The organism is Mesorhizobium sp. M7A.F.Ca.CA.004.06.1.1 (genome assembly GCF_003999135.1).
Taxonomy (GTDB): domain Bacteria; phylum Pseudomonadota; class Alphaproteobacteria; order Rhizobiales; family Rhizobiaceae; genus Mesorhizobium.
The window spans coordinates 1-5,630 of sequence record NZ_RZPQ01000378.1 but is presented as its reverse complement, the minus strand read 5'-3'; the positions used below and the strand labels follow the sequence as shown (position 1 = coordinate 5,630).

At 65.8% G+C, this 5,630-nt stretch carries 4 protein-coding genes; 2 read left to right on the top strand and 2 right to left on the bottom strand.

Features of this window, described 5'->3' with window-relative positions; translation table 11 throughout:
* Window positions 1–416 (bottom strand): GMC family oxidoreductase N-terminal domain-containing protein (locus tag EN906_RS20980; RefSeq protein WP_206529142.1); only part of this gene is annotated, 416 nt, incomplete at its 3' end.
* A 204-nt stretch (window positions 417–620) separates the two neighbouring features.
* Here EN906_RS20980 and EN906_RS20975 point away from each other — a divergent pair.
* Both EN906_RS20975 and EN906_RS20965 read left to right on the top strand, forming a co-directional pair.
* Window positions 621–1,562 (top strand): phosphoribosylaminoimidazolesuccinocarboxamide synthase, encoded by a 942-nt coding sequence (locus tag EN906_RS20975; RefSeq protein ID WP_127271176.1) that lies wholly within the window; start codon window positions 621–623, stop codon window positions 1,560–1,562.
* A gap of 312 nt (window positions 1,563–1,874) precedes the next feature.
* Window positions 1,875–2,270 carry a hotdog domain-containing protein gene (locus tag EN906_RS20965; protein WP_013530049.1) on the top strand — a complete coding sequence of 132 codons (396 nt, stop codon included), beginning with the start codon at window positions 1,875–1,877 and terminating at the stop codon, window positions 2,268–2,270.
* A 14-nt stretch (window positions 2,271–2,284) separates the two neighbouring features.
* Here the strand turns inward: EN906_RS20965 and EN906_RS20960 are convergent.
* Window positions 2,285–5,630, bottom strand: a 3,346-nt coding sequence (locus EN906_RS20960; RefSeq protein WP_127375344.1) for an autotransporter domain-containing protein, incomplete at its 5' end; no start/stop codon positions are given.

Sequence of the window (5,630 nt, the reverse complement as noted above, 5' to 3'; positions counted from 1 at the left end):
GTGCCGCGCCATGTGTCGGCACCGGCCTGGTTGTTCTCGAGCGCCTTGAAGGTGGGCAGCAGATCGTCATAGCCCCAGCCGGGATTGCCGGCGGCTGCCCAGGCATCGAAATCCTCGCGCGCGCCCCTGATCCAGACCATGGCGTTGATCGAGCTCGAACCGCCGAGCAGCTTGCCGCGCGGCCAGTGATCGGAATTGCCGGCGAGGCCCGGGTCCGGCTCGGCCTTGTAGTTCCAGTTGACGTCGGGATCGAAGAAGGTCTTGCCGTAGCCGAGCGGCATCTGGACGTAGAAGCGGCGGTCGGTGCCGCCGGCCTCCAGCACCAGCACCGAGAAGCGTCCCGAGGCCGAGAGTTTTTCGGCCAGGACCGAGCCGGCCGAGCCGGAGCCGACGATGATGAAATCATAGGTCTGCATGATGATGCGGGCGGCTCCGGAAAATTGGCTGCAGCCTAGACGCGGCGGCGCTCCCAAGTCGCCGCGCCTTCCGGCATCAGTTGTGAAAAAAGCGACCGCCGAACTGGTCGAGTTTGCGGGGATACCCGACAATCGCGCTTGATATGCACCGGGGCGACAGCTTATGCGATGGGATCGGCCACTCTGCGGAAGGCAGGAAATCATATGCGGACCCTTCCTGACGCGTTCATCCCCGAACTGCCGGGCCACTACAGCGGCAAGGTCCGCGAGAACTATGACCTTGCGGACGGCCGGCGCATCATCATCGCCACCGACCGCCTCAGTGCCTTCGACACCATCCTGACGTCGATCCCCTGCAAGGGCGAGATCCTGACCCAGACGGCGCGGTACTGGTTCGAGGAAACCGCCGACATCTGCCCGAACCATGTTCTCGAATACCCCGACCCGAACGTCGTCGTCGGCACAAGGCTCGACATCCTGCCGGTCGAGATCGTCGTGCGCGGCTATCTGGCGGGAACCACCAGCACCTCGATCCTGACGCGCTACAAGCGCGGTGACCGCGACATGTACGGCATCCGCCTGCCGGATGGCCTGCGCGACAATGAAAGACTGGCGGAGCCGATCATCACGCCGACCAGCAAGGCCGCGCATGGCGGCCATGACGAACCGCTGTCCAAAGCCGAGATTCTCGAGCAGGGTCTTCTCACGCAGGCGCAGTGGGATACCGTATCGGACTACGCCTTGCGGCTGTTCGCCCGCGGCCAGCAGCGCGCCACTGAGCGCGGCCTGATCCTGGCCGACACGAAATACGAATTCGGCACCGACAAGGACGGGACCATCATTCTTGCCGACGAAATCCACACGCCTGACAGCAGCCGGTACTGGATCGCATCGAGTTACGAACAGGCGCTCGCCAGCGGCAGCCGGCCGGAGAGTTTTGACAAGGATTTCATCCGCTCATGGGTCTCGGCGCGCTGCGATCCCTACAGCGACCCGATCCCCAAAATACCCGACGAGATCGTCGAACAGGCTTCCGGGGTCTACGCGCAGGCCTATGAGGCGATCACGGGTAAGGAATTCTCGCCGGACCTTTCCGGGGACAGCGTGCTGGATCGCATCAGAGCTAACCTTGCAGGTTATTTTTGAGAGGTGCCCCTCTCAGCTAACGCCTGGTCTTAAGCCGCGCAGTCGACCCCCACTCCGTCGAGCTTCGCTCGCCACCTCTCCCCCGATCGACGGGGTAGAGGAAGGGCGCGAGCTTGGGGTGGCGCTGCGAAGCAGCGACGGAGTGGGGGAAGCCCCCTCCAAAACCCGAAGCCGCTGGAAATCAGGCACAACCGCGCGAATGCCAGGGTTAGCCTATGCCATGGAGGCCAGGAAACAGCAGCTGCGGCGCGTTGACCTGGTCCTGCAGCGGCGATACGGATCGATGATCATCACCTCACAAGGATTTCTCGCATGGTGCACTACGCTGAAGGACGGCCGCTTGGCGATCTGACGCTGCGCACCCTGGCCATGCCTTCGGACGCCAATGCGGCCGGCGACATTTTCGGCGGCTGGGTGATGGCGCAGATGGACCTGGCCTGCGGTATCCGTGCGGCCGAGCGCGCCAAGGGCCGCGTGGTGACGGCGGCGGTGAAAGAGATGTCGTTCGCCAAGCCGATGAAGATCGGCGACACGCTGTGCATCTACACCCATGTCGAGCGCGTCGGCCGCACCTCGATGACGCTCAAGGTCGAAGCCTGGGCGCAGCGCTACCTCTCCGACCTGATGGAAAAGGTCACCCATGCCGATTTCGTCATGGTGGCGCTGGATGGCGAAGGCAAGCCGAAAGCGGTTCCCGCCGAAGGCTGACGAAAGCCGAAAAATCAGAACCGCACTTGCATCGTGGCGCGGACGCCCTGATCGGCCGCCTTCTTCCCGAACTGGCCGGAGTAGCTGATCCCCAGCGTGGTTCTGTCGGCGATCCGGAAATCGAGCCCGGCCCCGACGATGGCTGTATCCCTAGCGATCGGCACGCCGGCAATGGTGAACAGGTCGCCGCCGGCGAAGGCCATGTCCGCGGTCGGCGTGGTGTCGCCGAAGGCATGACGCCAGCCGAGCGTACCCTGCGCGGTTGCCTGCACCCCGCCGAGGTCGAAGCCGGCCGAGGCACGCAAGCCGAGCGTGGTGAAGGTGGTCTCGGTGGTCGAGGCGGCGGAGGTGAGCGCCGCGGCGCCACCCTGTTCCGTGAAGCCGTCGGTGTGAAGGTTGACATAGGCGAGACTGGCGAAGGGCTCGAAGGCAGCCATGCGCGTCTCGACGCGATAGCCGGCCTCGCCGAAGACCTGCGCGGTTCCGGCATCGTATTTAGCCGTCAGCGCATCGGCGAAGCCTGGAACGACGACGTTGCGGCTGGTGTCGATCCGGTTCCAGCTGTAGGCGACGCCGCCGCGCAGGCCCAGGCCGTCCCACTGTCCACCGCCATAAAGGCCGATGTGATAGGTGTCGCTGGAGCCGGAAGAGGCACGATCGTCGACGTCGAAACTGGTGTGGCTGTAGCCGGTCAGCAGGCCAACCCGCCAGGCGTCGCCGATGGCGGTGTCGCCGCCGGCGAGGAAGCCGCCGGTGGAGCGGTCGAGGCCGGCGGCATTGCCGTCGCCGCTCGCCGTGCCCCAGGAGCCGAAAGCTTGCCCCCACACGACGAAACGGCTGGTGTTAGCCTCGACCAGCTCCGGGCCGCCCTCGCCATAAGCCATCACTGGCATGGCGGGAGCGGTGACGTCGCCCATGGCCGCCCGGACTCGGGCGGTAGCGGCATCGGCGACGAAGCGGCTGTCCTCGATCAGCATCCCCTTGGCCGAGGCATGAACCTCGCCCGACGCGGCATCGAGCGCCAGGCGCGCGGCATCCTCGTCGGTCATCAGCAGCATGGCCCATGCAAGCGCATTGCCTTGGCCGAGCCGATCGAGGGCTCCGGCGGTCGCGATCTGGTTGCGGGTGATGGCGACGTTGGCGACCGCAACGTCGTTGCGCGCCAGGGTGAGGCTGATGTCGTTGCCGTCGCCGCCCTGGTAGTTGATGAGATGGTCGAGGAAGAGAAGGTCGTTGAGGTTGCCGACGGAGGCGAAGGTGCCGGCGACATCGGCCGCGCCATTGTTCTGGATGATCGTGTACGGCCCGTTGAGCAGGTTCCAGCTCTCGGCCGTCGCCGGTGTCAGGACCAGGTTGAGCGTCGCGCCTGATATGTCGACCGTGCCGCCGACGATCAATTTGTCGGCCCCGGACGGGGTCGCCTCGACCTCCAGGACGCCATGATTGACATAGTTGCCGCCGACCGTCTGCACGCCGATGGAATTGCCGACGCCATGCGTGCCGAGGATGGTGACATTGCCGCCTATGGTTCCGATGCCGCCAAGGCGCGCGCCGGAATCGACCGTGACATCGCCGGCGAGGCTGGCGTCGCCATGGCTGGCGTCGCCCACCACCAGCGTTCCCATGTCGACGGTGGTCAGGCCCGCATAGCTGTTCTGTCCGTTGAGCGTCAGCTTGCCCGTGCCGGTCTTGGTCAGGGAGCCGTTTCCGGAAATGGTGCCGCCGATGACGTCGTCATGGCCGAGCGAGCCGAGCGAAAGCTGTGGCGCCAGCTGTGAATCGTCGATTTGTATGGCCCCGTCGCCCGACAGCGAGCCGACATCGAGCACGGAGTCCTGATCCCGGAAGCGCACCAGCACGCTGCCGCCGGCGCCGTTGAGGATGGTTGCGTTCGCCGCCTGCGAGGCCTGCTGGAAATCGAGCGTGCCGCCGGCCTCGTTGACCAGCGTTGCCGTTCCTCCGTCCGAATGTCCGTAAAAAGTGGTCGAGCCGCCATTCCGGTTGGTTATCGTGGCTTCTCCGGCGGAGGAAAATTCATTGCTCGAATAATCGTCGTCGAAGGTCGTCCTGCTGAAATAATACGGTACGCCCAGGCCGTCATTGACGATGGTCGCGTTGGCGGCGCTTGCCCCCGTGAAGGCGACGAAGCCGCCGCCCTGGTTGGTGATGCTGGCCGTGCCGGCATCGGTTCCGGTGCCGAAATTGAGCCCGCCATAGCCGTCCTGCGCCAGGACGATGGTGGCCGCGCCGGCGGTCGCATTGCCCTGGAAGTTGAGGTCGCCCCGGCCGACGGTGATCGAGAGGTCCTGGGCGCTGACTGGATAGGCGGCGTCGTTGCCCGAGAAATAGAGCCTGGCCCATCCCCCGCTTCCGTTGGAGTTTATGGTGACCGGCCCGTCGCCGAGCGCACCTGTCGCCGCCGCGACAAGGCTGCCGCCGCGTACCGCCGTGCCGCCCGAATAGCTGTTGGCGCCGGTCAGCGTCAGCGTGCCGGAACTGGTCTTGGCGAGTTGTCCGTCACCCGAAACCACGCCGTCGAGGATGAGGTTCTTGCCGGCGCCGACATCGAAGGTGCCGCCGTTGGCGCCGAGGATTATCTGGCGTTCCAGCGTGAAGCTGACGGGATTGCCCGTCACCTGCAGCGCGCCGCCGTTCAAGGTCAGGGCGCCCGAGACATCGCCCAGCGCCCAGTCGCCGCCGATCCTCAATGTGCCGCCGTTGACGAAGGTGCCGCCCGAATAGGTGTTGGTGCCGGTGAGGACGACCGTGCCGGTGCCGGATTTGACCAGGGAGCCGGTCCCGCCGAGGAGCGCCGACACGGTGCCGTTGCTCAAGGCGAAGCTGCCGGCGGTGCTCAGAGTGCCGTTGCGCAATTCCCCGCCCGTCAGCGTGAAGCCGGTGGCGGTCTGCGTCGTGGCGCCGAGATCGAGGATGCCTTGCGTAACGGACCAGGCCATGACCGTGCCCGGTGTGCCGGAAATAGTCCAGGTGCCGGTGCCGGACTTTTCCAGGATGCCGAAGCCCTGATACTGGGCGGAAGAGCCCGCCGCGCCCAATTGTGAAAGATCGAAGGAACCGCCGACCGAACCGCCGAGGCCGAATGTGTCGGCCGCGCTGAAGGCCTCCACAGTGCCGCTGACCACCGAGCCGGCGTGCAGTTCCAGCGTATTGACGCCACCGGTGAACTGGATCGCATGAGCCTGGGGACCGTTGCCGTCGATCGAGAATCCACCGGCGATGGTGCCGCTGTTGGTCACGGTGAGGCCTGCCCCGGCAATGCCGATCCCGCCAGATCCGGCGCGGTAGCGTGGATCGCCATAGCCGCTGGCGCCCCCCGTGCCGCCCTGCACGGTGCCGCTG